This window comes from Micromonospora sp. AB353, assembly GCF_049538395.1.
Classification (GTDB): Bacteria; Actinomycetota; Actinomycetes; order Mycobacteriales; family Micromonosporaceae; genus Micromonospora; species Micromonospora aurantiaca.
Window position 1 is genome coordinate 35,479 of record NZ_JBMVFV010000032.1, and the last position, 25,940, is coordinate 61,418.

Genomic DNA, 25,940 nt, shown 5'->3' on the forward strand with positions numbered 1-25,940 from the left:
CTGACACGCAGGATCACCGTCACACGTGCCCTGCCCCTCGAGGGCCCTGTTCTCTGGAGGAAGAGAACGTTGAGTAAACCCCGCACGCGCAGCCGGCGACCGTCCGCCGCGCTCCTGGCCTCGGTCCTCGCGGCCGGCGCCCTGACCGTGGGGGGTGGCGCCGGCACCGCGAGCGCCGCCCCCGCCACCCCGCCCTCGCAGCCGACCGCCGCGAAGGCACTGGGCGCCCACGACGCCAAGCTGCTCGACGAGGCCGAGGCGAAGAACGCGTCGACCGTCACGATGATCATCGCGGCGAAGAAGGGCTCGGCCAAGAAGGTCGTCGACGGCCTGACCGGCCTGGGCGCCACCGTCAGCCAGCGGTACGACCAGATCGGCTACGTGCTGGCGAAGGTCCCGACCGCGAAGGCGCTCAAGGCCGCCACGCTGCCGGGTGTCGCCGCCGTCGACCTGGACGAGACCATCAAGCTCCCCGACCCGGCGCCCGAGGCGGCGCCGAAGGGTGCCAAGACCGCCTCGCAGGCCGAGACGCTCGCCGGGCCGGGCGGCGACACCGGCGCGGTGAACCCGTACATGCCGACGAACGAGACCGGCGCGGAGGCCTTCAAGGCCGCGAACCCGCAGTGGGACGGCCGCGGCGTCACCATCGGCATCATGGACTCCGGTGTGGACCTCGACCACCCGGCGCTCCAGCAGACCACCACCGGCGAGCGCAAGATCGTCGACTGGGTCACCGCCACCGACCCGCTGGAGGACGCCTCCTGGCGCCCCATGCTGACCGAGGTCAGCGGCCCGACGTTCACCACCTCGCTGGGCACCTGGACGGCGCCGGCCGGCAACTACCGGTTCAACGTGTTCCGCGAGAACATCACCGCGAACAGCGACGCGCGCGGCGACCTCAACCGCGACGGCGACACCACCGACTTCTGGGGCGTCCTCTACAACCCCACCACCGGTGACGTCCGCGTCGACGCGAACCAGAACAACGACTTCACCGACGACGAGGTGATGCGGCCGTACAAGGAGAAGTTCCAGGTCGGCCACTTCGGCACCGACAACCCGGCCACTGCGGTCCGCGAGCAGATCCCGTTCGTGGTCGAGTACCGGCGCAACGTGAACACCGCCCCGGTCGGCGGCCCCGGCCTGGTCGACTACGTCAACATCGGCATCATCGAGAGCACCCACGGCACCCACGTCGCCGGCATCACCGCCGCCAACGACATGCTCGGCAACAGCGCCTTCGACGGCGCCGCGCCGGGTGCAAAGCTGGTCTCCGCCCGCGCCTGCTCCTGGGGTGGCGGCTGCACCGCCGCGGCGCTCACCACCGGCATGGCCGACCTGGTGATCAACCGCAAGGTCGACGTGGTGAACATGTCGATCGGCGGTCTGCCGGCGCTCAACGACGGCTCGAACGCCCGTGCGGTCCTCTACAACGACCTCATCAACACCTACGGCGTGCAGCTGTTCATCTCGGCCGGCAACTCCGGTCCGGGCGTGAACACCGTCGGTGACCCGTCTGTCGCCACCGACGTGGTCAGCGTGGCGGCGAGCGTCAGCAAGGACACCTGGCTGGCCAACTACGGCTCGGTGGTCCGCAAGGACAACGCGCTGTTCAACTTCTCGTCGCGCGGCCCGCGTGAGGACGGCGGCTTCAAGCCGAACATCGCCGCCCCCGGCTCGGCCATCTCCACCGCGCCGACCTGGCAGCCGGGCAACCCGGTGCCGGAGGCGGGCTACTCGCTGCCCCCGGGCTACCAGATGCTCAACGGCACCTCGATGGCGTCCCCGCAGGCCGCCGGTGCCGCCGCGCTGCTGCTGTCGGCCGCCAAGGCGACCGGCAAGGGCGTCACCCCGGCCGCGCTGCGCCGGGCCGTCTACACCTCGGCGGACCCGATCAGCGGCGTCCCGACGTACGCGCAGGGCTACGGCATGTTCGACGTACCGGGCGCGTGGAGCCTGCTCGCCAAGGGCGTGCAGACCCGCACCTACACCTCCGAGGCGCCGGTCTGCACCGAGCTGTCGCCGAACCTGACCCGCTACGACCGGGCCTCCGGCACGTTCGTGCCGAACCCGAACGTCGGCACCGGCCTCTACAACCGCTGCGCCGCCGACCGTGGTGGCCAGAAGGTCAAGGAGAGCCGCCACTACGAGGTGAAGCTGACCCGCACCAGCGGCCCGAACAAGGGCGTCAAGCACGAGGTCGCCTTCCGCGGCAACGACGGCACCTACAGCGCCCCCAAGGTGGTGTGGCTGCCGCTGAACAAGACCGTCACGGTCAAGGTGAAGGCCAAGCCGATGACGGCCGGTGCGCACGGCGCCATCATGACCGTCGACGACCCGGCCACCTCCGTCGTCGACTTCGAGGTCGCCACCGTCGTGATCGCCTCGAACCCGGTCGCCGCTCCGGCGTACTCGTTCTCGGCCGACGGCTCGGTCGAGCGCAACGGCTTCCGGTCGTACTTCGTGACGGTGCCGCCGGGTGCCGGCGCGCTGCAGGTCAACCTGTCCGGCATCGCGACCGGCTCGCAGACCCGCTTCATCGCCATCAACCCGTACGGCGTGCCGGTCGAGAGCACCGCCAGCACCGCCTGCTACACCAACTTCTCCGACGCCGCGGTCTGCAAGCCGCAGGAGCGGGACTACCAGAACCCGCTGCCGGGCGTGTGGGAGATCGAGGTGGAGGCGCGTCGCACCTCGCCGGCGCTGGACAACCCGTTCCGGCTCCAGGCCCGCGTGCAGGGCGTCACTGTGGAGCCGGCAGTGGTCCAGCTCCCGTCGGTCACCGCCGGCACCCCGGCCTCGGTGAGCTGGAGCCTGACCAACACGTTCGGCCCGGTCCAGGTGACCGGCGTCGGTGGTCCGCTGGCGAGCGTCCGGTCCGAGCGTCCCAGCATCACCGAGGGCGCGACCCAGGAGTACACGGTGGAGGTGCCCGCTGGCGCCACCTCGTTCACCGCCCGGATCGGCAACCCGTCCGACCTGAGCGCCGACCTGGACCTGACGGTCTTCCGCGGCACCACGCAGGTGGGCCAGTCGGCCGACGGTGACTCGGAGGAGGCGGTCACGCTGACCAACCCGACGCCCGGCACCTACCGGGTCGTGGTCGACGGTTACTCGATGAGTGACCCGAGCACCGCGTACGACTACCGGGACTCGTTCGCGTCCCCGGCGCTGGGCACGCTCTCCGCGCCGTCCACGCCGCTGTCCCTGGCCAACGGCGCCACCGCCACCCTCACCGGTGCGGTGACCGCCCTGTCCACCCCGGCCGCCGGCCGGGAGCTGTACGGCGACATGGCCGTGACCACCACCGAGGGCGCGGTCGTCGGCCGCGGTTCGGTCGAGGTCCTCGCGGTCAACTGAGCCGCTGACACGAAGTAGCCCCGTCCCCTCTCGGAGGGGGCGGGGCTCCTTCGCGCTTGCGGTCAGGCGCGGCGGGCGGACTCGACCACGAACGGGGTGCCCTGCTGACAGGTGGTCATCATGCCCGGCTCGGGGCGGCCGGTGACCTCGACCCGGGCGCCGGCCTTGAGCACGTCACGCGGCCCGCCGACGAGCAGGTGGCCGTCGAGCAGCAGGCAGTTCGGCTCCACGCCGGCCTGCACGGTGCCGCTGATGACGGTGCCGCCGACCCCCGGCGGGGTCGACGGGCCACCCTTCCAGGAGGGGCCGGGACGCTTCGGGCTCGTACCGGGGTCGGGCTGGCTGGTCACGGGGGCGGCTCCCGTCGTACTCGGGCTCGGGTTCGGGCTGGAATCGGCGGACCCGTCGCCGGGCGCGGCGCAGGCGGTCAGCGCGAGGCCGGCGAGCAGTGCGACGAGCACCGTACGAGGAGTCTTCATGGTCGGTTGGACGCGGCGGGCCGCCGATCCGTTCCCGGTCAGCCGCGGGCCGCGGCGGCGGCCTTCATGTCGCGCTTGAGCTCCTGCGGCAGCGAGAACGTCAGCCGCTCGTCCGCGGTGGTGATCTCCTCCACGTCGCCGAAACCGCGCTCGGCCAGGTGCGCGAGCACCTGCTGGACCAGTTCGTCGGGCACGCTCGCGCCGGAGGTCACACCCACCGTCCGGGCGCCGGTCAGCCAGGCGTCCTCGATCTCGTGCGCGAAGTCGACCAGGTAGCCGGCGCGGGCCCCGGCGTCCAGCGCCACCTCGACCAGCCGGACCGAGTTCGAGGAGTTGCGCGAGCCGACCACGATCACCACGTCGCACTCGGGGGCGATCTCCTTGACCACGTGCTGGCGGTTGGAGGTGGCGTAGCAGATGTCGTCGCTGGGCGGCGACTGGAGCAGCGGCAGCCGCTTCTTGAGCCGGGCCACGGTCTCCAGCGTCTCGTCCACCGACAGCGTGGTCTGGGACAGCCAGACCACCTTCTCCGGGTCGCGCACGGTGACCTTGTCGACCCCGTCCGGGCCGTCGACGAGCTGGATGTGGGCGGGGGCCTCACCGGCGGTGCCGATGACCTCCTCGTGCCCCTCGTGCCCGATGAGCAGGATGTCGTAGTCCTGCGCGGCGAACCGCCGGGCCTCGTGGTGCACCTTCGTGACCAGCGGGCAGGTGGCGTCGATCGCCCGCAGCGAGCGCTGCTTGGCCTGCTCGTAGACCTCGGGGGCCACGCCGTGGGCGGAGAAGATGACCGTGGCGCCCTCCGGCACCTCCTCGTTCTCCTCCACGAAGATCGCGCCCTGGGCCTCCAGCGTGCGCACCACGTGCTTGTTGTGCACGATCTGCTTGCGCACGTAGATCGGCGCGCCGTAGAGCTTCAGCGCCTCCTCGACGGTCTGCACCGCCCGGTCCACGCCTGCGCAGTAGCCGCGCGGGTTGGCCAGGAGCACGCGCTTGCCGGTCCGGGGAGTCGTCTCAGCGTCAGTCACCCGCCCATCGTACGTGCCGCCCTCCCGCACGGCAGCGGCCGCGAGGCGCGCGCGGGCGCTGTCGGTCCCGGGCCGTAGGGTGGGCGGGTGAGCGCGGGAGAGGACGGCCGGGGGGCGCCGGACGGGCGGAGCAGCCCGGACGGACGGAGCACGGCTGAGGAGCCGTGGCCGGTCCGGGTGGTCAGCCAGAAGGTCGGCGCCTGGATCGCCCGCCTGGGCTGGGTGTGGGTCGACGGCCAGGTGGCGCAGATCAGCCGTCGCCCGGGCGCGAGCACCGTCTTCCTCACGCTGCGCGACCCGTCGGCCGATCTCAGCCTCACCGTCACCACAAACCGCGACGTGCTGGACGCGGGTGCGCCGGAGCTGCGCGAGGGCGCCCGGGTGGTGCTGCACGCCAAACCGGAGTTCTACGCCGCGCGGGGCACGCTCAGCCTGCGCGCCGACGAGATCCGCCAGGTCGGCCTCGGTGAGCTGCTGGCCCGGCTGGAGAAGCTCAAGAAGCTGCTCGCCGCCGAGGGCCTGTTCGACCGGTCCCGCAAGCGGCGGCTGCCGTTCCTGCCGGGCCGGGTCGGCCTGATCACCGGCCGCGCCTCGGCGGCCGAGCGGGACGTGCTGACCAACGCCCGCCGCCGCTGGCCCGCCGTCGACTTCCGCACGATCAACGTGGCGGTGCAGGGGCCGAGCGCGGTACCCGACATCGTCGGCGCGCTGAAGGTGCTCGACGCCGACCCGGCCGTCGACGTGATCGTCATCGCCCGCGGCGGCGGCGGCATCGAGGATCTGCTGCCCTTCTCCGACGAGGCGCTGTGCCGGGCGGTCTTCGCCTGCCGCACGCCGGTGGTCAGCGCGATCGGCCACGAGACGGACGCGCCGCTGCTCGACTACGTGGCCGACGTGCGCGCCTCCACCCCGACCGACGCGGCGAAGCGCATCGTGCCGGACCTGACCGAGGAGGTCCGCCTGATCGGCCAGGCCCGGTCCCGGCTGGAACGGGCGGTGCGTCACCTGGTCGACCGGGAGCAGCACCGGATCGACCTGCTGCGCTCCCGCCCGGTGCTGGCCCGGCCGCAGGTGATGGTCGAGCAGCGGGCGGTGGACGTGTCAGCGCTGCGCGACCGCGCCGGCCGGTCCCTAGAGCACCGGCTGCGGGGCGCCACCGACGACCTGCGGCACACGCTGGCCCGGCTGCGCGCGCTGTCCCCGGCCGCGACGCTGGAGCGCGGCTACGCGATCGTGCAGCGCGCCGACGGCCACGTCGTCCGCGCGGCCTCCGAAGTCGCCAAGGGCGATCCACTGCGGGTACGCCTCGCCGAGGGCGAGCTGACCGCCACCGTCGACGGGTGAGGGAAGAGAGACGATGACCGGGACGAAGCAGGACGAACAGCTCAGCTACGAGCAGGCCCGCGCCGAACTGGCCTCGGTGGTGGAGAAGCTGGAGGCGGGCGGCACCTCGCTGGAGGAGTCGCTGGCCCTCTGGGAGCGCGGCGAGCAGCTCGCCGGGGTGTGCCAGCGCTGGCTGGACGGCGCCCGCGCCCGCATCGACGCCGCCCGGCAGCGCGCCGAGGACTGACGGTGGGGTTCGGCGCGCCAGCCGAACCCCACCGCAGACGTCAGTTGAACAGGTTGTACAGCTCGGCGGGGGCCTCGACGACCTGGTCGGCCGAGGGCTTCTGGGCCGGCGCCGCGTTGCCGTAGTCGGTGTAGGTGATCTTCAGGTCCTGCGCGGCGCTCTGCCCGGCGGCCGGGATCTTGAGCACCATCTCGCTGAGCCGGCCCTGCGTGTCGACCTTGGCGGTGAACGGCACCGACTGGGCCTGCGCCCCGAGCGCGGTGATCACGGCCGGGTCGAGCGAACCCGCCTGGGCGGCCTTCGACACGTCGACGGTGCCCTCGTACGCGCCCTCGCCGGTCTGCCGTACCTCGGTGATGCCCTGGGTGAGCACGGCGCTGCCGGCCGGGTCGAGCTTCTCGAAGTCGAAGCCCAGCGCCCGGTTGCCCTTGATCCGGTTCTGGTCGAGGTGGTGGTACTTGCCGGTGTTGAGGTTCTTCACGCCGGGGATCTGCGTGGCGGCGGTGCCACCGAGTTCCAGCTTGACCCAGCTGTCCGGCTTCGCGTGGATGAGGTCCAGCTTCATCATCAGGTCCGACGACGGGTCGCCGATGGTCATCCGCATGTCGGCGCTCTGGCTCGGCTCGTGCACCTGCCCTTCGGCGGTGGAGCCCGCGCCGGTCATGGAGAACTTGAAGTTCCCCTCGCGGATCGCGTTCGTGGAGTCGAGCAGGGCCTGCTTGGCCGCGCTGCTGGACGCCGTGGCGCTCGGTGCGACGCTGCCGGAGGCGCTCGGGGTCGCGGAGGCGTCGGACGTCGTCCCGTCGCCGTTGCAGGCCGCCAGGCCGGGAATGAGCAGCGCCGCGGCGAACGCGGTGGCGCTGAAGCGTCGTATCTTCACGTCAACCTCTCCAGGTGGGTCGTCCGGGCTCGATGTCCCTTCTGTTCCCGGAAGCGGGGATCCGCAATCCCGCCTCACCCGGAGGGAGGAGTCAGCGCAGCGACGTGGCGAGCTTGCGCAGCTCCGTCTCGCCCGCGTCACCGACCACGATCACGGTGCGGTTCGGCTCCAGCAGGACGAGCGCCTGCTCGTTGCCGCGTGCCGTGTAGCGCTGCCAGCTCAGCCCGCCGGGCAGGTCGGCGGCGCCCTGCGGCTGCCCCTCGGTCAGCTCGGCCGGCAGTAGCTTCTCCGCCGGGACGTCGCTCTCCACGAGCTGCGCGCCCCGGCCCTCCGGGGTCACGTACCCGATCCGCAGCGTCGAGCCGTCCGGCTCGGTCCGGAAGCGGGCGTTGACAGTACGCCAGTCGTCGCCCAGCCCGGTCGGCTCGCTGACCGGGAAGGCGTTCGCGGAGCGGGCCTGCTCCAGCGCGGGCGCCGGGTCGACGGTGACCGGCGAGTCGCCGCCGAGGAAGCCCCGGTAGAAGGCGAGCAGCAACGCGATCGGGACCAGCAGGATCAGCAGGGACAGCGCCATGTCCTTCGGCGACCGCTCGGACCGGGCCTTGCCCGTCGCAGGAGCGGGCTCGGGCTCGGGTGCCACAGCCGCTGGTTGCGGGGCCGCGGACGGCGCGGTCGCGGGCTCGACCAGCGCGGGCTGGCCGTCCGGCGGGGTGGCGTCGGTCGGAGTGCGGTCGGCAGGCTGTGCGGCTTCCACAGGGTCATTGTCGCAGCCCACCGGGTGACGTGATCCTGGCCTCCTCCGCCCCGCCGGGACGGCGAACCTGAGATCGTGTGAGGATCAGCGACAAAACCGGCGGCGGTGGCCGCCGGTCCCACCCCGCAACGTCGCGAGGAGGCCGCCATGACAACCACCAGGACGCGGACGCCCCAGGATCTCGACCGCAACCTCGCCCTCGATCTGGTCCGGGTCACCGAGGCCGCGGCGATGGCCGCCGGCCGCTGGGTCGGCCGAGGCGACAAGGAGGGCGGCGACGGCGCAGCTGTCGACGCCATGCGAAAGCTGATCAACTCGATCCCGATGCGCGGCGTCGTGGTGATCGGCGAGGGCGAGAAGGACAACGCCCCGATGCTGTTCAACGGCGAGGAGGTCGGCGACGGGACCGGCCCCGAGGTGGACGTGGCGGTCGACCCGATCGACGGCACCACGCTGATGAGCAAGGGCATGCCGAACGCGCTGGCGGTGCTCGCGGTGGCCGAGCGCGGCGCGATGTTCGACCCGAGTGCGGTCTTCTACATGGAGAAGCTGGCGGTCGGCCCGATGTACGCCGACGTGGTGGACATCAACGCCGGGGTGGCCGAGAACATCAACCGGATCGCCAAGGTCAAGGGCACCGACGCCGCCGAGGTGACCGTGTGCGTGCTGGACCGGTCGCGCCACGACGACCTGGTCAAGCAGATCCGGCGTACCGGCGCGGGGATCCGGTTCATCTCCGACGGCGACATCGCGGGCGCCATCGCGGCGGCTCGCGGCGAGTCGGACGTGGACGTGCTGATGGGCATCGGCGGCACCCCGGAGGGCATCACCGCCGCGTGCGCGCTCAAGTGCATGGGCGGCATGATGCAGGCCAAGCTCTGGCCGAAGGACGAAGACGAGCGCCGTAAGGCGCTGGACGCCGGGCACGACCTGGACCGGGTGCTGTTCACCGACGACCTGGTCACCGGCGACAACTGCTTCTTCGTGGCCACCGGCGTCACCTCCGGCGACCTGCTGCGCGGCGTGCGGTACCGCTCCGGTGGCGCGTACACCCAGTCGATCGTGATGCGGTCCAAGAGCGGCACGATCCGGGTGATCGACTCGTACCACCGCCTGGAGAAGCTCGCCCTCTACTCGGCTGTCGACTTCGACGGCCGCCCGCTGGCCGAGCAGGAGTGAGCCGGGCCGGGACGGCGGCACCACCGGCACCGCCGACGCTGTCGACCGGGCGACGTGTCGCCGGTGTCGGGTTGGCCACCGCCTCGGGCGTGATGGTCGCCGTACAGTCCCGGATCAACGGTGAGCTGGGCGTACGCCTGGCCGACGGGATCGCCGCCGCGGTGGTCTCGTTCGGTGTGGGTCTGCTGATCCTGCTGGTGCTGGTCCCCGCCACCCCCGGTGGCCGGCGGGGACTGGCCGCCCTGCGCGGCGCGTTGCGCGCCGGCACGCTGCGACCGTGGCAGTGCCTGGGCGGGGTGTGCGGCGCGTTCCTGGTGGCGACGCAGGGGCTGACCATCGGCGCGCTCGGCGTGGCGGTCTTCACCGTCGCGGTGGTGGCCGGGCAATCCGGGAGCAGCCTGCTCGTCGACCGGGCCGGCATCGGCCCGAGCGGCCGGCAGCCGGTCACCCCGAACCGGCTGATCGGCGCGGTGCTCACCGTGCTCGCCGTCCTGCTGGCGGTGGGCGACCGGCTCGGCGACCCGGAGGCGCTGGTGCTGGCCCTGCTGCCGCTGGCGGCCGGGGTGGGCATCGCCTGGCAGCAGGCGGTCAACGGGCGGGTGCGGGCGGCGGCGGGCAGCGCCATGACGGCCACGCTCGTGAACTTCACCGTCGGCACGGCGGCACTGCTCGTCACTCTCGCGGTGGACCTGGCGGTACGGGGCCGGCCGGACGGCGCGTTCCCGAGCGAGCCGTGGCTCTATCTCGGCGGCCCGCTCGGCATCGTGTTCATCGCGCTTGCCGCCGCCCTCGTCCGGTTCACCGGGGTGCTGCTGCTGGGTCTGGCCACGATCGCCGGGCAGATCGTCGGCGCGGTGCTGCTGGACCTGGTACTGCCGACCGCCGCCTCGCACCCCGGGCTGGACACGCTGCTCGGCGCGGCGCTGACCATGGTCGCCGTGCTCGTGGCCGCCTTCGGCCCGGCCCGCCGCCCCTAGCGGGCGGCGGCGGGCGCGGCGCGCAGGCCGGTGACCATCTCGTCGACCACCCGGTCCAGCGGCGTCCCCTCGATCCCGAACGTCTCACTGGCGGCGGTGGAGTCCATCACGAACGGTCCGGCGAACTGGTGCGCGGTCTCCCGCAGCTCCCGGGCGAACGGGTCGGCCAGGCCACCGAGCCAGAGCACCGGGTAGGGCATCCGGGTCAGCCGGGGCGCCGGCGCCCCGGCCCGCTGCGCCGCCCGGTCGGCGAGCGCCCGCATGGACATCGGGGGCGCGCTCGGCACGTGCCAGGCCCGTCCCCAGGCCCGCGGGTCGGTGGCGGCGGCGACGAGGGTACGGGCGACGTCGCCCACGTACGTCCAGGTGTGCGGGGCGTCCCAGGCGACCGGCAGGAACACCCGCTGCCCGGCGACCACCTTGGGCAGCACCATCATGGGCAGCGACTTGCCGCCGAGGCCGATGTAGTCGGAGCCGCGTACCTCGGTGATCCGGGCCCGGCCGGCGCGGTGGGCGGCCAGGGCGTCGGCCCACATCCGGTTGCGGACCCGGCCTTTGACGCCGGTGGCGGCGAGCGGGGTGGCCTCGGTCATCGGTGCGTCGACCGGGCCGTACCCGTAGAGGTTGCCGACTGTGGCGAGCACGGCGCCGCTGCGCTCGGCGGCGGTGAGCAGGGCGGCGGCGAGCGGCGGCCAGTCCGTCTGCCACGTGTGGTACTCCGGGTTGGCGCAGTTGTAGAGCGCGTCGGCGCCCTCGGTGAGCGCGGCGAGCCGGTCCGCGTCGGCGGCGTCGGCGGCCACCCGCTCGATCGCCTGGTGCTCGGGGCCGGTGCCGCGCCGGGTGACCACGCGGACGCGCTCGCCGCGCTCGGCGAGGAGGCGGGCGGTGGCGGTGCCGACGGGGCCGGCGCCGACGATCACGTGCAGTGCCATGACAGGTTCCACCTTTGCTGAAGCAGTTGTCCGAATCGAGAGCACCGCTCTCGAAACAGAGCATGACTCATGCGAGCAGTCCGCGTCAAGAGCAGTGCTCTCTCTTTTGATTGCCGCTCTCATCCGTGGCAGAGTGACGGCATGGTCGCTCCCTCGCTCCGCGCCCGGGTCCGCGCCGGGATGATCGAAGAGATCAAGACGGTGGCCCGCCGACACCTGGACACCGACGGCGCGAACCTCTCCCTGCGCGCTGTGGCCCGCGACCTCGGCATGGTCTCCTCGGCGATCTACCGCTACTTCCCCAGCCGCGACGACCTGCTCACCGCGCTGATCCTCGAGGCGTACGACGCGCTCGGCGACGCGGTGGAGGCGGCCGACGCCGCCGCCGACCAGGCCGACCTGCGCGGACGCTGGCTCGCCGCCTGCCGGGCCGCCCGCACGTGGGCGCTGGCCCACCCCGCCGAGTACGCGCTGCTCTACGGCAGCCCGGTGCCCGGGTACGCGGCCCCGGACGACACCGTCGCGCCGGCCCAGCGCCCTCCGGTGACCCTGGTCGGCATCCTGCGCGACGGCCTGGCCTCCGGCCGGCTCGCCCCGCCCGACGAGGAACTGCCCGAGCCGCTGCGCGGCGACGTGGCCGAACTGGTCGGGCTGCTCGGCATGGACGTGCCGCCCGCGCTGCTGGCCCGCGGCATGGCCGGATGGACCCAGCTGTTCGGGCTGATCAGCTTCGAGCTGTTCGGCCGGATCAACCGGGCGCTACCGCACCGCGACGAGTACTTCGACCACCAGATCGGCCTGATGGCGGACCTGGTCGGCCTGCCCTGACACCGAACGGCGTCAGGTGCCGTCCGAGGAGTGACCCGGGAACAGGTGCGCGCTCGGGTCGATGACGACGGCCGCGTTGTTGACGGCGGTGGCGGCCTCACCGAAGCCGGTGGCGATCAGGCGGACCTTGCCCGGGTACTCGGTGATGTCCCCGGCCGCGAACACCCGGGGCAGGTTGGTCGCCATCGCGCTGTCCACCACGATGTGCCGCCGATCGAGGTTCAGCCCCCACTCGGCGAGCGGGCCGAGATCGGCGGTGAAGCCGAGCGCGGCCACCACGGTGTCCACCGGCAGCGTCTCCACCTCGCCGCCGCGTACGGTCAGCTCTGCGCCGGTGACCGTCTCCTCGCCGTACAGCCGGCTCACCTCGGCGTTCACCACGATCCGCACCGGCAGTGCCCGGACACGCTCGATGGTGGCGGCGTGCGCCCGGAAGCGGTCCCGCCGGTGCACCAGCGTCACCGACCGGGCCAGCGGGGCGAGCGTGGCGGCCCAGTCGAACGCCGAGTCGCCGCCGCCGACGATGAGCACGTGCCGGTCGGTCAGCTCGGTGGGCTGCGGCACGAAGTAGACGATCCCGCCGCCGGTGAAGCTCTCCGCGACCGGCAGCGGCCGGGGGGTGAAGCTGCCGAGCCCGCCGGTGACCAGCACCGCGCCGCAGGTGAGCTGCTCGCCCCCGGCCAGGCCGAGCACCGGCCGGCCGTCGAAATAGGACAGCTTCTCCGCGCGTACGCCGAGCCGGTAGTCGGGGTGGAACGGCGCGGCCTGGGCGACCAGGTTCGTGACCAGCTCACGGCCCTTGATCGCGGGAAAGCCGGCGACGTCGAGGATCAGCTTCTCCGGGTACATCGCGGTGACCTGGCCGCCCGGCTCGGGCAGCGCGTCGATCACCGACACGGAGAGTCCGCGGAAACCGGCGTAGTAGGCGGCGAAGAGCCCGGCGGGACCGGCCCCGATCACGGCGACATCGACCTCGCGCATGGCGTACCGTCACTTTCCGCTTCGGATCACCCCGTGCTGATGCCGAAACGGTAGGCGGGCGGGTGGCCCCGGGCAAGCACGTCCCGCGCTTCGATCAACGCGCCGTCAGGGCAGCGTCATCCTGGGTGAGCCGAGGCGGTCGGATTCGCCGGCGTCGTTGCGGCGGCGGAACAGGATCGCCGCGACCACGCCGCCGAGCAGCCCGAACAGGTGGCCCTGCCAGGAGATGCGCTCGTCGGTGGGCAGGATGCCGAGCAGTTGCCAGCCGTAGAGCAACCCGACCAGCAGGCCGACGGCGAAGTTCCACCAGCTCCGCTCCACCACGCCCCGGGTGAGCAGGATGCCGAGGTAGCCGAAGATGACGCCGCTGGCGCCGACCACCACCGAGTCGGGTGAGCCGGTGAACCAGACGCCCAGGCCGCTGACCAGGATGATGACGGCGGTGGACCAGAGGAACCGGCGGGTGCCCGCGGCGAGCACGAACGTGCCGAGCAGGATCAGCGGGATGCTGTTGCTGTAGAGGTGGTTCCAGCCAGCGTGCAGGAACGGTGAGAAGAAGACGCCGTCCAGGCCCTGGAGCCGCTGCGGGATGATGCCGGCGGTGTAGTCCAGGCCGAGTCGCAGGCCGACGTCGAGCGCCTCGATGAGGAACAGCACCGGCACGACCGCGCACATGGCGACGAAGGCCCGGCCGAGCGCCGCGTAGAACGCGTCGGTGCCGAACCGGTAGGGGTCGCCGCTGGGGCCGCCGTGCCAGGTCACCTACCAAGAGCTATCAGCAAAAGTGGCAGGCCGCCAGTCGGGGGCCGATACGACGACGGCGGGCCACCGGGTCTCCCCGCGTGTCCCGCCGTCGTCGTGATGTCAGTACCAGCCCGAACTCTGCGACTTCTGCCAGGCGCCGCAGGGGGTGTCGTACCGGCCCTTGATGTAGCCGAGGCCCCACGTGATCTGGGTCGCCGGGTTGGTCTTCCAGTCGTCGGCCACCGAGGCCATCTTGCTGCCCGGCACGGCCTGCGGGATCCCGTACGCCCCGGAGGAGCTGTTGGAAGCCTTCGGGTTCCAGCCGCTCTCCTTGGTCCAGAGCTTGTCCAGGCAGGGGAACTGGTCGATGCCGAAGCCCTTGTCGAGCATGACGGCGCAACCGATCTTCCGGTTGCCGCTGTACTCCGCGCACGAGGACGGGATCGGGCCGTCGTACGGCTTGATCTTCGTCTCCTCCTCCGCCGCGGCCCGCTCCTTCTTGCGGGTGGCGGCGGCCGCCTCGGCCCTCCTGGCCCGCTCGGCGGCCTCCTTCGCCGCCGCGGCGGCACGCAGCTTCGCCTGGTACTCGGCGGCACGCTGCCGGGACGAGTCCACGCGGTGGTCGGACAGCCGGTCGCGCTGGTACGCGTACTCCGCCTGGTCGACCTCGAGGCCGACCTGCGCGGTCAGGCCCTGCTGCTGGGTCTGTCGATCCTCACCCAGATAGAAGCCGCCGGCGACGCCCACGGAGAGCAGCGCGACAGCGGCCGTACGGGCGCCGAACCGGCTCCAGAGCCGACTCACGAAGTTTCCCTTCGTCGGGGGCAGGGACACGGCACGCGCATGGCCGGGTCGGGTCACGCCGGTGCCGTGAGCGCACCGGTACCGGTGTGACTCCGGGCCGTGTCCGGCTCCCGAGTGGTAGGTGACGCTCGATGGACACCATTGCGCACAGTGAGGCCGGTGGGAAATGGCCGGGCTCAAAAGTGATCTGCGTCACCCTAAAAATGCGGACAAAGTGGGACAAAAGCGGCGGTCAGCCAGGGATGTCCTCCAACAGATCGGTGACCATAGCGGCGATCGGGGAACGCTCCGATCGGCTGAGCGTGACGTGCGCGAAGAGGGGATGCCCCTTCAGCGCCTCGATCACCGCCGTCACCCCGTCGTGCCGGCCGACCCGCAGATTGTCCCGCTGGGCCACGTCGTGGGTGAGCACCACCCGCGACCCCTGACCGATCCGGGACAGCACGGTGAGCAGGACGCCCCGCTCCAGCGACTGCGCCTCGTCCACGATGACGAACGCGTCGTGCAGGCTCCGACCGCGGATGTGGGTCAGCGGCAGCACCTCCAGCAGCCCGCGCGAGGTGACCTCCTCCAGCACGTTCTCGTGCACCACCGAGCCGAGCGTGTCGAAGACGGCCTGCGCCCACGGCGACATCTTCTCCGACTCCGACCCGGGCAGGTAGCCGAGTTCCTGGCCGCCGACCGCGTACAGGGGACGGAACACGATCACCTTCTTGTGCCGGCGACGCTCCATCACCGCCTCCAGGCCGGCGCAGAGCGCCAGCGCGGACTTGCCGGTGCCGGCCCGCCCGCCGAGCGACACGATGCCGATGGACTCGTCCAGCAGCAGGTCGAGCGCGATCCGCTGCTCCGCCGAGCGCCCGTGCACGCCGAACGCCTCCCGGTCGCCCCGGACCAGCCGGATCGTCTTGTCCGGCAGCACCCGCCCCAGCGCCGAGCCCCGCCCCGAGTGCAGCACCAGGCCGGTGTGGCACGGCAGGCCCGCCGCGGCGTCGACGTCGAGCGCCTCGCCCGCGTACAGCCGGCCGATCTCCTCCTCGGCCAGGTCCAGCTCGGCCATCCCGGTCCAGGTCGGATCGCTGGCCTGGCCGTGCCGGTACTCGTCGGCGCGCAGACCCACCGAGGCCGCCTTCACCCGCAGCGGCATGTCCTTGCTGACGAGCGTGACCTCACGCCCCTCGGCGGCCAGGTTGAGCGCCACCGACAGGATGCGCGCGTCGTTCGACTCGTTGCGGAAACCGGGCGGCAGCACCCCGTCGTCGGTGTGGTTCAGCTCCACCCGCAGCGTGCCGCCCTGATCGTTGGCGGGCACCGGGCGGTCCAGCCGGCCGTGCCGCACCCGCAGCTCGTCCAGCATGCGCAGCGACTGGCGGGCGAACCAGCCCAGCTCGGGGTGGTGTCGCTTGCCCTCCAGCTCGGAGATCACCACCAGCGGCAGCACCACCTCGTGCTCGGCGAAGCGGTGGAACGCCGCCGGATCGGACAGCAGGACCGAGGTGTCCAGGACGAAGGCCGGGCCGGCTGGTCGGGGCTCCTCGGCCTCGGCGGCGGCGCGGCGGCTACGGGTGGTCCGGCGGGTCGGGGCGGTCGAGGCCGGGGTCTGCTCGGCTCCGGCGGGGGTACGGCGAGTGGTCACAGGCCTGCTCCGCGGATGGGCACCCGGCCACCCGAGTTCCGCCTCTTCCGGTGCCCGGAGGACACGGGGTCGGATGCGGGCCCCGTGCGCAAGGACGCAGGTCCGGGCTGTCCGGCTGGCCCGGGAAAACCCCGTGCCATGCCTAGACGCTAATCGCACCGGGGCCGCGCGGCTAGAGGCGCGCGTGGATCATCGCGCGGTCTTCGCCGGACGTACACCCGTTCGAGTGACCGGCGGACCGGAACCGGCCGGGATGCATGCCCCCTGCGCGCACCCCGGCCGGTCGTCCACTGCGGCGCCGCGACGCGGCGCGTGCCTCAGCCCTGGCGGCGCACCAGCGTCCCGGCCCGCGGTCCGGCACCGGCCGCGCCGAACGACGATCCGGTGTACGTGGTGCCCACCCGCCCGACGGCGCCGAGCCGGCCGGTGGCGGTGACGCGGACGGCCGGAGCCGAGCCGGGCCGGGCGGCGACCGCCGCGGGTACGGAGGTGCCGGCGAACGGCACCGCCGAGCGCCCGGCCGAGGTCACCACCGTGGGGCTGGGACCGGACAACGCGGAGGCGATGGCCGCCTGGGCGTCGCGCCGGCGGCGGTTCCAGGCGCCCCGGTCGCCGTCGAAGTAGCCCTGGCGGTAACCGAACCGGTAGCCGATGCGGTAGCTGAGCTGGCCGTGCAGGCGGCCGGCCGCGTAGCAGGTGGAGCCGAGCACGAGGACGAGCACCACGGCGAGAAAGGGGGTCATCGCTCGTCCGCCCCGGGGAGCGGGTCGACCACCAGCAGCCGTTCCAGGTCGTCGGTGCTGACCTCCTCGACCAGCTCGACGCTGATCCGGCATCCGTCGAGGATCACCTCGGCCACCGACGCCCGGCGGATCTCGCCGCCGGAGTCGTAGACCCGCACGCTCAGTTCGGGGCAGCCGAGGTGGGTCCGCCAGGCGTCCCACTCCCCCCGGTCGCCGACGCTGAGCGAGAGGTACCGGCACCCGCGGGCGAGATAGAGACGCCAGGGGGCGCTCAGCCCGGCGGACACTCCGTCCGCGATCAGCCCGAAGGCCTGGGCACGGGTCGCGAGCTCGGTCACGAGACCCCCTCGGCACCCGCGGAGTGACGCATGTGAGCACTCGTCGTCTCAAGCACGTGACACACCGTAAGTTGTCTCATGAGCGTGACAGTATCAGCTTTTCAGGCCTTTGCCGCCGTACTGGCGTCGATCTATTCTGCCCGGGTGACACCCCTCAGAAGCAGCACTGGATCGTTTACCGGAAATCCGCTGTCGGCGTCACGTCGGCGTGACAGCAGCGTGCCGAGCCGCCCTCCCGGGACCGACTGGCCGTACCGTCACGGGGTGACCGAGACGACCAACGCACGGAAGATCGCGTTCGCCACCTTCGTCCGGCGCGCGCTCGACGACGCCCGCGCACTGCGGGCCTGGAGCGGCACCGAGGTCTCCCGGCGCACCGGCGTCTCCCGCCAGACCATCAACCGATGGGTACGCGGGGACTGGGCGAGCGACCCGGAGGCGGAACGCGTCGTCGCCTTCTGCGAGGGGCTGGGACTCGATCCGGCCGCCGCGTTCACCGCGCTCGGCTGGGACCGGGCCGCCGGGCCGCGTACCGCGCCGACCCCGCCCCCGATGGACCCGGACGTGGAGGCGCTGCTGCGCCGGCTGGTCGACCCGAACGTCTCCGACGCGGAGAAGTTCCACATTCGAGAAACCATTCGTTACCTCGCATATCGCCCGACTCTGCCGGGCGGTGTCCGAAATAGGGGTAAACAGGCCGGGTAGTTCCTCAGATGGCGAAAGAACGGAAGGTCGGACCCGATCGTTTCGCCGCGGGGACGGATCGGACCCGCTAGCGTCCACGTTTGTACTGCTAGGGGCTCGTCATCGGCGGGGGGACGGGACACAGCCGAACCCAGCCCTGCGGGACAGAAGGAGGGGTCTGTCCATGACCCTGAAATGGTTGGCAGTCGTGGTCGCGGTGGTGTCGCTGACATCGTGCGTGACCGGCAACGTGGTGGTCGGCGTACTGGACGGCGGGCAGCTTCCCCTGGTCGTCAACCTCTTCGCGCTCACCACAGCCGGCACCGCGGTGATCCTCGCCGTCGTCGCCGAGCTGCACGATCGACTAAACGACCGGGTCAGCGCGCTCACCGAGTTCCTGGTGGCGCGGCTCAACGAGATCGAGGCGCACACCGGCGACCGCAACACCGGCTTCGTGGAGGGCTACCTGCTCAGCCACGGGCAGGAGGCAGCAGTGGTGCCGTTCGGTCGCCGGGGACGAGGAGCCGCCGAACGCTGAACACCACGTCGTTCCGACGTCACATCTCGGCCACGAATACGCCGCCCGGCGCGGGGTACGCTGACGCGCGTGCCGCCGTTGAATCTGGGCAACCAGCAGCCGAAGACCCCGTTGAACGCGGAGCACGCCTGGCGTGCCACCGCCGACCGCGCGGGTGACGTCGTCCTCTTCTTCGACTTCGACGGCACCCTCGCGCCCGTCGACGACGATCCCACGGCCGTACGGCCCGCGCCCAACGTGCTCACCGCACTGGAGGCGCTCGCCCCGCACGTCCGCCGGATCGCCATCGTGTCCGCCCGCCCGGTGGACTTCCTCCGTGACCACCTCGGCGGCCTCGCCGGCATCGACCTGTACGGGCTCTACGGCCTGGAGCACAGTCACTCCGGCGGCGAGACGGTCACCGAGCCGGCCGCCCTGCCGTGGGTGCCGACCATGTCGGAGCTGGCCGAGCAGGCCCGCGCCGAACTGCCGCCCGGCGCGCTCGTCGAGTACAAGCGGCTTTCCGTGGCGCTGCACTGGCGTACCGCGCCGCAGCTCGGCGACCTGGTGCAGGAGTGGGGCCGGGCCCAGGCCGAGCGGCTGGGACTGCGCGCCCAGCCGGGCCGGATGGTGCTGGAACTGAAGCCCCCTGTCGACCGGGACAAGGGCATGGTGATCGGCGAGACGGTCCGGGACGCCGGTGGCGCCTGGTATTTCGGTGACGACGTCTCCGACATCAAGGCGTTCGCCGCGCTGCGCGCCCGCGCCGCCGCCGATCCCGACTTCCTCGGTGTCTGCGTCGCCGTCGCCAACCCGGAGACCGGTCGAGAGGTGGCCGACGCCGCCGACCTGACCCTGGACTCCCCCGCCGCCCTGGCCGACTTCCTCACCTCAGCCCTGCCCCACCTCCGCTGACCCCCCGCGCGGCCCGCGGGGACGGCGGGGTGGGGGCGGGTCAGGTGCCGAAGCGGCGCTGGCGGGTGGCGTAGGAGCGCAGGGCCCGCAGGAAGTCGACCTTGCGGAAGTCGGGCCAGTTCAGCTCGCAGAAGTAGAACTCCGAGTGGGCGCTCTGCCAGAGCATGAAGCCGGAGAGCCGCTGCTCGCCACTGGTCCGGATGATGAGATCCGGGTCCGGCAGCCCCTTCGTGTAGAGGTGCTCGGAGATGTGGTCGACGTCGATCGAGGTGGCCAGCTCCTCGATCGTGCCGCCGTTCGCCGCGTGCTCCACCAGCAGCGAGCGGACCGCGTCGGCGATCTCGCGCCGCCCGCCGTACCCGACCGCGATGTTGACCTGAGCCCCGCCGTCGCGGTCGCGGGTGCGTTCCTCGGCGGCCTTGAGCGCGGCGGCGTGCTGCGCCGGCAGCACGTCGAGCGCGCCGACCATCCGCAGCCGCCAGGGGTTGCCCTCCTCGGCCAACTCGGTGGTGAGGTCCTCGATGATCTGGAGCAGCGGGTCCAGCTCGGCGGCCGGGCGGGACAGGTTGTCGGTGGAGAGCAGCCAGAGTGTGACGTGCCCGACGCCCGCCGCGTCGCACCAGCGGAGCAGCTCCTTGATCCGCTCGGCGCCCATCCGGTGGCCGTCGTTCGGGTCGACGAAGCCCATCTCCCGGGCCCATCTGCGGTTGCCGTCGCACATCACGCCGACGTGTGCGGGTACGGGCTTGCCCGCGAGCTTCGCCGTCAGCCGGCGCTCGTACACGGAGTAGAGGAGTTTCCGCAGAGTCATCACCTTGCAGGGTAGCGACCCGCGGGAGAGATCAGTGTCTCGGTGGCATATCACCTGACTGTGCGCCGGTCCGGCGCGGTCGCGGCAGGTCCGCCCCGATCGCCATCAGGGTGCGCGCGTCCAACCGGCCGTCGCCGAGGCCCAGCTCCACGACGGTGCGGTAGACGCGTTCGTCCCGCCGGGCCGCGCCGACCACCGCGTCGACCACCCGGCGCCGCCGCGCCAGCCACGCCGCGATCGAGCTGTGCCGCAGGTGGGTGCCGAGCCGGGCGCGCAGCGCGGCGGCGTACGCCCGGGCGGCCTCGGCCGGGGAGCCGGCCGCCGCCGCGCCGGCGAGTGCCCCGGAGCGCAGCGCGTAGAAGATGCCCTCGCCGGTGAACGGGTTGATCAGCGACAGCGCGTCCCCGGCCAGCACCACCCGTCCGCGGCCGGGCGCGGGCCGGTGGGTGGACAGCGGCAGGTGGTGCGCCCGCAGCCCGGTCACCGTGGCCGGGTCGACGTCCGGGAGCAGCGCGGCCATCCGGTCCAGCAGGTGCGCGCGGCTGAGCGGTTCGCCGCGCAACACCTCCCCGTACCCGACGTTCGCGCGACCGTCGCCGATCGGAAAGGCCCAGGCGTACGCGGGCCAGCGCGCCGCCGAGGTCACGATGAGCTGTTCGGGCGGCCCGGCCGGTGTGGGCGCGTAGCCCCGGATGGCGAGCGCCAGGTGCCGGTCCGGGTTGACCGGGTGGCCGAGCGCGCGCCGTACCACCGAGCCGGCGCCGTCCGCGCCGACCACCGCCCGCGCGGACAGTTCGCCGTCGAGCAGCACCCGGCCGGCGGCGATCTCCACCCGGCGTACGGTGTGCCGCCGCAGTTCCGCGCCCGCCGCCACCGCCGCCGCGACCAGGCGTGCGTCGAACACCTCGCGGGGCACCGTGTACGCGGGCCGGGGCAGCCTCCGGGCGACGGTGCCGCCACCGGGAGCGACCAGGCGCAGCGCGGGCAGCGGCGGATAGCCGTCGACGGCCCCGGTCACGCCCAGCTCGGCGAGGACGTCGAGCGCGTGTGCGGCGATGCCGTCCCCGCACGCCTTGTCGCGGGGGAAGTCGGACCGGTCGAGCAGCAGCACCCGCGCCGCCCCGGCACGGCGCGCGCCGATCGCCGCGGCGGCCCCGGCTGGCCCCGCCCCCACCACCACGACGTCCCACACCCCTTCATCCTGCCCCGCCGCACCCCGCCCCGGGCGACGATCATGAGGTTGGCGGCATCAACGGAGATCGAAATCGCCGCCACCTTCATGGTCAACGGGGTGGGGTGCGGGTGGCGCGGTGCAGGGAGTAGAAGGTGAGGGCGGCTGCCGTCACCAGCGGGGCGCCGTCGCGGATCAGGCCGTCGGTGCCGAGCAGCCACCAGCACAGGGGCAGGTCGATCGCGAGGACGCCGAGCGTGACCACGACCAGCGCCTTGCGCGCCCACGGGCGGTCCCGGAGCAGGAACGCGGTACAGAACAGCACGGCGTAGCTGACCGCGATGCCGGCGCCGAACCAGAAGATCAATGCCGGTACGGCGGCCAGCCGCCCGTCCAGTACGGCACCCGTCGCCACCAGCGCCGGCACGAGCATCAGCGGGCTGTAGGTGAACGCCGCGACGCGGGCGGTGAGCAGCCAGCCGTTCGCCTGCGGGCGCTTCGGCGCCACCTCCCGCCAGGCGATCGTCCCGCCCTCGACGACCAGGCCCTTGCGGTGCCGGACCAGGTGTGCGCGGATCGCCTCGGAGCGGTAGAGCAGCACCACGACGGCGACGCAGAGCGCGGTGAGCACGGCGAACCCGACCAGGCCGGGCAGCGCGGGCACCCCTTGCCGGGGCACGATCAGCCGCCCGACCGCGAAGATCGTGGTCACCGCCAGGATCAGCCCGAACGGCCGGGCGCCCACCCGGCCCTTGTTCACGTGGCCGATCAGCAGCAGGAAGCCGAGCGACCGGAGCATCGCCCACCCGGTGCGTACGGCCAGACCGAACTCCTGCTCCGGGGCGTACCAGTAATTGAGCAGCTCGACCACGACGGTGGCCGCCGCGGTCACGGCGAGCAACGTGGTGAGCGCCCGGACGGCGGACGGCCGCCGGACCTCGACAGGTTCAGCGGCCGTCCTCATGGCATCCGATGTTGCCCGGCGCGGGCAACAGGCACACCTGTTACTTCTGCGGCTCCGCGTCCAGCCGGGCGCGCAGCGCGTCCAGCTCGGCCCAGAGCACGCCGGGGAGCTTGTCCCCGAACTTCTCGAACCACTCGGTGACCAGCGGCAGTTCCTTACGCCACTCGTCCGCGTCGACCTTCAGCGCGATCCGGACGTCCTCCGGGGTCATGTCCAGACCCTCGACGTCGAGCGCGTCCTGCGCCGGCACCATGCCGATCGGCGTCTCCACCGCCTCGGCCCGGCCCTCCAGCCGCTCGATGACCCACTTGAGCACGCGGGAGTTCTCGCCGAAGCCCGGCCAGAGGAAGTTGCCCTCGGCGTCCTTGCGGAACCAGTTCACGTAGTAGATCTTGGGCAGCTTGGCCTCGTCGCCGTCTGCGCCCTTGCCCATCTCGATCCAGTGCCGGAAGTAGTCGCCGGCGTGGTAGCCGATGAACGGCAGCATCGCCATCGGGTCGCGGCGGACCACGCCGACCGCGCCGGAGGCGGCGGCGGTCGTCTCCGAGGAGAGCGTGGCGCCCATGTAGACGCCGTGCACCCAGTCGCGGGCCTCGGTGACCAGCGGGATGGTGTCCCGGCGGCGGCCACCGAACAGGATCGCGTCGATCGGCACGCCGTTCGGGTCGTAGTAGTCGTCCGCCAGGATCGGGCACTGCGTGATCGGCGTGCAGAAACGGCTGTTCGCGTGCGAGGAGAGGTTCTCGCTCTCCGGCGTCCAGTCGTTGCCCTTCCAGTCGATCAGGTGCGCCGGCGGCTCACCCATGCCCTCCCACCAGATGTCGCCGTCGTCGGTGAGCGCCACGTTGGTGAAGATGGAGTTGCCCCGGTCCAGCGTCCGCATGGCGTTGGCGTTGGTCTTCCAGTCGGTGCCGGGCGCGACGCCGAACAGGCCGTACTCGGGGTTGACCGCGTAGAGGCGGCCGTCCGCGCCGAACCGCATCCAGGCGATGTCGTCGCCGATGGTCTCGACCTTCCAGCCCGGGATGGTCGGCTCCAGCATGGCGAGGTTGGTCTTGCCGCAGGCCGACGGGAAGGCGCCGGCGATGTGGTAGACCTTGCCCTCCGGCGAGGTGATCTTGAGGATCAGCATGTGCTCGGCCAGCCAGCCCTCGTCGCGCCCCATCACGCTGGCGATACGCAGCGAGTAGCACTTCTTGCCCAGCAGCGAGTTGCCGCCGTAGCCGGAGCCGTAGGACCAGATCTCCCGGGTCTCCGGGAAGTGCGAGATGTACTTGGTCTCGTTGCACGGCCACGCCACGTCCTGCTCGCCCGGCGCGAGCGGGGCGCCGATGGAGTGCAGCGCGTGCACGAAGTCCGCGTCGTCGCCCATCGCCTCCAGGACCGACGACCCCATCCGGGTCATGATCCGCATCGAGGCGACGACGTACGGGCTGTCGGTGATCTCCACGCCGAACATGGGGTTCTCGGCCTCGACCGGGCCCATGCAGAACGGGATGACGTACATGGTGCGCCCGCGCATGCTGCCGCGGTACAGCTCCGTCATCGTCCGCTTCATCTCGGCCGGCGCCATCCAGTTGTTGGTGGGGCCGGCGTCCGCCTCGTCGGCGGAGCAGATGAAGGTGCGCTCCTCCACCCGGGCGACGTCCGTGGGGTCGGTACGCGCGTAGAACGAGTTGGGCTTCTTCTCGGGATTCAGTCGGATCAGGGTGCCGTTCTCGACGAGTTCGTCGGTGAGGCGGCGCCACTCCTCATCAGACCCGTCCACCCAGACCACGCGGTCGGGGGTGGTCAGTTCCGCGACCTCACGTACCCAGGCCAGCAGCTTGGGGTGGGACGTCGGGGCCTGATCGATACCCCGAACAGCAGCCGGAGCAACCATGTCACTTCTCCTTGTGGTCGACGCTGACCGATCTATGGGGTGCACGAGTTCCGGCGGGCTGGTACGCCGCCTCGTGGAAACCTGGGATTGGGCTCAGCGTAAACCGGACTGCCTCGTCAGTCAGTGGGACTGGTTGTGAAGAACTGCACAAGGTACGGCCACGCTGCGGCATCACGATCTGATACCCGCTTTCGCGCGCAGTTTCACGCAAATCCTGCGGTGAACCTTCGACGGCCGGGTCCGGCACCGGAGTGACTCCGACGTCCGATCGCGGGGAAGCGTACGAACATGTCGCGAAAGACGATTCCGTGATGCGCTCCACAGATTCGCACAGCGCGTTACGCTCTGCTCACGGACATCGAGAACGGGCGACGCCTCTCCGACCCGGGCGGCCCGCGGGCGACGGCCGCGGCGAAGCCGTCGTGGCCGACTCGCCGTTGGAGTCCGCCCGGTTACCGCGCAACCGGTACTCTCGGCGGGTGGCCGCGACGATGACCGGAGACCAACCGGGGGCTCCGCAGACCCGCCGGGGTCCGATCGGAGCACTGCTCGACCGTTTCGGTCACCTCATCCACGAGCTGAGCAAGTTCGCCACCGTCGGCGGGCTCGCCTTCGTCGTGGACTTCATCCTCTTCAACTACCTGTCCAGCGGCCGGGACATGCCGCCGCTGGCCGCGAAGACCATCTCCACGGTGATCGCCGCGACAGTCGCCTTCGTCGGCAACCGGTTCTGGACGTGGCGGCACCGGCAGCGGTCGAACCCGGCCCGCGAGTACGCCCTGTTCTTCTTCTTCAACGCGGTCGGCCTCGGCATCGCGGTGGCCTGCCTGGCGATCAGCCACTACGGGCTCGGCGCGATCTGGCCCGCGGTGTTCCAGACCCCCCTGGCCGACAACCTCGCCAGCTTCATCGTCGGCACCGGCCTGGGAACGCTCTTCCGGTTCTGGTCGTACCGACGGTTCGTCTTCGTCGAGGCGGGAACACCTCCCGTTCCGGCAACGAGCCACGACCGAGAGTCCGGGGCGTGACGAACCGCCCATCCCGACCCGCCGGGCCCAGCCGGCCCAGCCAAACTGCCTAAGGTGTTCCGCATGCCTGGAGTCCGTCTGCTGCCCGAGCGCTGGCAGAAGTTCATCCACGAGGCGCTCAAATTCGGCATCGTCGGCGGCATCAACACCGTCATCAATTACGCGGTGTTCAATGCGCTGGCACTCACGGTTTTCCGTGACGGTCAGCTGAAGGCGACAGTGATCGCGACGATTGTCGCCACGATCACGTCGTATCTGATGAATCGTCACTGGACGTACCGTGATCGACCGAAATCGGCACTCCGGCGCGAATACGTCCTGTTCTTCCTCTTCAACGGTGCGGGTCTGCTCATCGAGCTCGGCGTCCTGGCCCTGGCCAAGTACGGCCTCGGCGTCCACGGCCTGCTCGCGCTGAACGTCGCCAAGACCATCGGTGTCCTGCTGGCCACGCTGTTCCGCTTCTGGTCCTACCGGACGTTCGTCTTCCAGCCCGTCCCCAAGCACGCCGAGGAGACCTGGCACTCGGTGCCGCGTGACGAGTGGGACAACGTCGCCGAGATGGACCCGGTGGCCGAGCTGGCCGAGTCGGTCAGCGAGCTGGAGGAGGAGGAACCGCCTCCGGGCACCGGCCGGGCACCCGACTTCCCGCCACCGCGTGGTCGCCCCGCACCGGCGGACGCCGGGCTCGGTGGGGCGCTCGGCGCCGACCTGGACGCCGAACTCGCCGCGGAACTC

At 71.9% G+C, this 25,940-nt stretch carries 26 protein-coding genes; 11 read left to right on the forward strand and 15 right to left on the reverse strand.

Annotated elements, in window-relative coordinates; all coding sequences use genetic code 11:
• Positions 1 to 69 precede the first annotated feature (69 nt).
• On the forward strand, positions 70 to 3,360 hold the full coding sequence (locus tag ACPCK6_RS15600; protein ID WP_423481458.1) for a S8 family serine peptidase: 3,291 nt from the start codon (positions 70 to 72) through the stop codon (positions 3,358 to 3,360).
• Positions 3,361 to 3,422: 62 nt separating this feature from the next.
• On the opposite strand, the gene ACPCK6_RS15605 is transcribed toward ACPCK6_RS15600, so the two are convergent.
• Positions 3,423 to 3,839, reverse strand: a complete 417-nt coding sequence (locus tag ACPCK6_RS15605) for a hypothetical protein (RefSeq protein ID WP_423481459.1) — start codon at positions 3,837 to 3,839, stop codon at positions 3,423 to 3,425.
• 38 nt (positions 3,840 to 3,877) lie between these two features.
• Complete coding sequence (locus ACPCK6_RS15610; RefSeq protein ID WP_030270742.1) at positions 3,878 to 4,867, reverse strand: 4-hydroxy-3-methylbut-2-enyl diphosphate reductase; 990 nt, start codon at positions 4,865 to 4,867, stop codon at positions 3,878 to 3,880.
• 87 nt (positions 4,868 to 4,954) lie between these two features.
• Between ACPCK6_RS15610 and xseA the strand changes: the two genes are divergently transcribed.
• Together xseA and ACPCK6_RS15620 are read left to right on the forward strand one after the other, a co-directional pair.
• Positions 4,955 to 6,211: an exodeoxyribonuclease VII large subunit gene (gene xseA / locus ACPCK6_RS15615; RefSeq protein ID WP_194798573.1), complete on the forward strand. Its 1,257-nt coding sequence runs from the start codon at positions 4,955 to 4,957 to the stop codon at positions 6,209 to 6,211.
• 13 nt (positions 6,212 to 6,224) lie between these two features.
• Positions 6,225 to 6,437 (forward strand): exodeoxyribonuclease VII small subunit, encoded by a 213-nt coding sequence (locus ACPCK6_RS15620; RefSeq protein ID WP_120571616.1) that lies wholly within the window; start codon positions 6,225 to 6,227, stop codon positions 6,435 to 6,437.
• Between the two features lie 40 nt (positions 6,438 to 6,477).
• On the opposite strand, the gene ACPCK6_RS15625 is transcribed toward ACPCK6_RS15620, so the two are convergent.
• Entirely contained in the window at positions 6,478 to 7,317 is an 840-nt protein-coding gene (locus tag ACPCK6_RS15625; RefSeq protein ID WP_396879944.1) for a hypothetical protein, read from the reverse strand.
• 91 nt (positions 7,318 to 7,408) lie between these two features.
• On the reverse strand, positions 7,409 to 8,071 hold the full coding sequence (locus ACPCK6_RS15630; protein ID WP_423481460.1) for a DUF4245 domain-containing protein: 663 nt from the start codon (positions 8,069 to 8,071) through the stop codon (positions 7,409 to 7,411).
• Between the two features lie 147 nt (positions 8,072 to 8,218).
• Here ACPCK6_RS15630 and glpX point away from each other — a divergent pair, with 147 nt between their 5' ends.
• Positions 8,219 to 9,250 carry a class II fructose-bisphosphatase gene (gene glpX / locus ACPCK6_RS15635; RefSeq protein WP_318332395.1) on the forward strand — a complete coding sequence of 344 codons (1,032 nt, stop codon included), beginning with the start codon at positions 8,219 to 8,221 and terminating at the stop codon, positions 9,248 to 9,250.
• Positions 9,251 to 9,342: 92 nt separating this feature from the next.
• Entirely contained in the window at positions 9,343 to 10,227 is an 885-nt protein-coding gene (locus ACPCK6_RS15640) for a DMT family transporter (protein WP_396880394.1), read from the forward strand.
• Here ACPCK6_RS15640 and ACPCK6_RS15645 read toward each other — a convergent pair.
• Positions 10,224 to 11,159: an NAD-dependent epimerase/dehydratase family protein gene (locus tag ACPCK6_RS15645; protein WP_396879942.1), complete on the reverse strand. Its 936-nt coding sequence runs from the start codon at positions 11,157 to 11,159 to the stop codon at positions 10,224 to 10,226. The genes ACPCK6_RS15640 and ACPCK6_RS15645 overlap by 4 nt on opposite strands.
• Positions 11,160 to 11,300: 141 nt before the next feature.
• Between ACPCK6_RS15645 and ACPCK6_RS15650 the strand changes: the two genes are divergently transcribed.
• Positions 11,301 to 11,987, forward strand: a complete 687-nt coding sequence (locus tag ACPCK6_RS15650; RefSeq protein WP_135243339.1) for a TetR/AcrR family transcriptional regulator — start codon at positions 11,301 to 11,303, stop codon at positions 11,985 to 11,987.
• Positions 11,988 to 11,999: 12 nt separating this feature from the next.
• Here ACPCK6_RS15650 and ACPCK6_RS15655 read toward each other — a convergent pair whose 3' ends face one another.
• The 6 genes from ACPCK6_RS15655 to ACPCK6_RS15680 form a co-directional block, all read right to left on the reverse strand.
• Positions 12,000 to 12,968, reverse strand: a complete 969-nt coding sequence (locus tag ACPCK6_RS15655) for an NAD(P)/FAD-dependent oxidoreductase (protein WP_423481461.1) — start codon at positions 12,966 to 12,968, stop codon at positions 12,000 to 12,002.
• A 105-nt stretch (positions 12,969 to 13,073) separates the two neighbouring features.
• Positions 13,074 to 13,730, reverse strand: coding sequence for a rhomboid family intramembrane serine protease (locus ACPCK6_RS15660; RefSeq protein WP_355506665.1), 657 nt, complete (start codon positions 13,728 to 13,730; stop codon positions 13,074 to 13,076).
• A 102-nt stretch (positions 13,731 to 13,832) separates the two neighbouring features.
• Positions 13,833 to 14,516: an aggregation-promoting factor C-terminal-like domain-containing protein gene (locus ACPCK6_RS15665; protein ID WP_396879940.1), complete on the reverse strand. Its 684-nt coding sequence runs from the start codon at positions 14,514 to 14,516 to the stop codon at positions 13,833 to 13,835.
• 232 nt (positions 14,517 to 14,748) lie between these two features.
• Positions 14,749 to 16,152 (reverse strand): RNA 5'-3' helicase PhoH2, encoded by a 1,404-nt coding sequence (phoH2, locus tag ACPCK6_RS15670; protein WP_396879939.1) that lies wholly within the window; start codon positions 16,150 to 16,152, stop codon positions 14,749 to 14,751.
• A 317-nt stretch (positions 16,153 to 16,469) separates the two neighbouring features.
• Entirely contained in the window at positions 16,470 to 16,895 is a 426-nt protein-coding gene (locus ACPCK6_RS15675) for a hypothetical protein (RefSeq protein ID WP_135243334.1), read from the reverse strand.
• On the reverse strand, positions 16,892 to 17,233 hold the full coding sequence (locus tag ACPCK6_RS15680; RefSeq protein ID WP_013284064.1) for a hypothetical protein: 342 nt from the start codon (positions 17,231 to 17,233) through the stop codon (positions 16,892 to 16,894). Before ACPCK6_RS15680 ends, ACPCK6_RS15675 begins: the two co-directional genes overlap by 4 nt.
• Before the next feature lie 264 nt (positions 17,234 to 17,497).
• Here ACPCK6_RS15680 and ACPCK6_RS15685 point away from each other — a divergent pair, with 264 nt between their 5' ends.
• From ACPCK6_RS15685 to otsB, 3 genes are all read left to right on the forward strand, one after another.
• Complete coding sequence (locus ACPCK6_RS15685) at positions 17,498 to 17,938, forward strand: XRE family transcriptional regulator (protein ID WP_013474018.1); 441 nt, start codon at positions 17,498 to 17,500, stop codon at positions 17,936 to 17,938.
• Positions 17,939 to 18,101: 163 nt separating this feature from the next.
• On the forward strand, positions 18,102 to 18,455 hold the full coding sequence (locus ACPCK6_RS15690; RefSeq protein ID WP_013284062.1) for a hypothetical protein: 354 nt from the start codon (positions 18,102 to 18,104) through the stop codon (positions 18,453 to 18,455).
• Positions 18,456 to 18,524: 69 nt separating this feature from the next.
• The gene (gene otsB / locus ACPCK6_RS15695; RefSeq protein WP_396879937.1) at positions 18,525 to 19,349 is read left to right on the forward strand and encodes a trehalose-phosphatase; all 825 of its coding nucleotides are present in this window, start codon (positions 18,525 to 18,527) and stop codon (positions 19,347 to 19,349) included.
• Positions 19,350 to 19,389: 40 nt separating this feature from the next.
• Here the strand turns inward: otsB and ACPCK6_RS15700 are convergent, their stop codons facing one another.
• The 4 genes from ACPCK6_RS15700 to ACPCK6_RS15715 all read right to left on the reverse strand — a co-directional run bounded on the left by ACPCK6_RS15700 (position 19,390) and on the right by ACPCK6_RS15715 (position 24,177).
• Positions 19,390 to 20,160 carry an isoprenyl transferase gene (locus ACPCK6_RS15700; protein WP_423481462.1) on the reverse strand — a complete coding sequence of 257 codons (771 nt, stop codon included), beginning with the start codon at positions 20,158 to 20,160 and terminating at the stop codon, positions 19,390 to 19,392.
• Between the two features lie 31 nt (positions 20,161 to 20,191).
• A complete protein-coding gene (locus ACPCK6_RS15705; protein WP_423481463.1) occupies positions 20,192 to 21,352 on the reverse strand; it encodes a geranylgeranyl reductase family protein in 1,161 nt (386 codons plus the stop codon).
• Between the two features lie 91 nt (positions 21,353 to 21,443).
• Positions 21,444 to 22,295 carry a hypothetical protein gene (locus tag ACPCK6_RS15710; protein ID WP_423481464.1) on the reverse strand — a complete coding sequence of 284 codons (852 nt, stop codon included), beginning with the start codon at positions 22,293 to 22,295 and terminating at the stop codon, positions 21,444 to 21,446.
• 40 nt (positions 22,296 to 22,335) lie between these two features.
• Positions 22,336 to 24,177, reverse strand: coding sequence for a phosphoenolpyruvate carboxykinase (GTP) (locus tag ACPCK6_RS15715; protein WP_396879934.1), 1,842 nt, complete (start codon positions 24,175 to 24,177; stop codon positions 22,336 to 22,338).
• A gap of 491 nt (positions 24,178 to 24,668) precedes the next feature.
• On the opposite strand from ACPCK6_RS15715, the gene ACPCK6_RS15720 reads away from it, so the two are divergent.
• Together ACPCK6_RS15720 and ACPCK6_RS15725 are read left to right on the forward strand one after the other, a co-directional pair.
• Complete coding sequence (locus tag ACPCK6_RS15720) at positions 24,669 to 25,205, forward strand: GtrA family protein (protein WP_318336273.1); 537 nt, start codon at positions 24,669 to 24,671, stop codon at positions 25,203 to 25,205.
• 63 nt (positions 25,206 to 25,268) lie between these two features.
• On the forward strand, positions 25,269 to 25,940 hold a 672-nt coding region (locus tag ACPCK6_RS15725), incomplete at its 3' end, for a GtrA family protein (protein ID WP_423481465.1).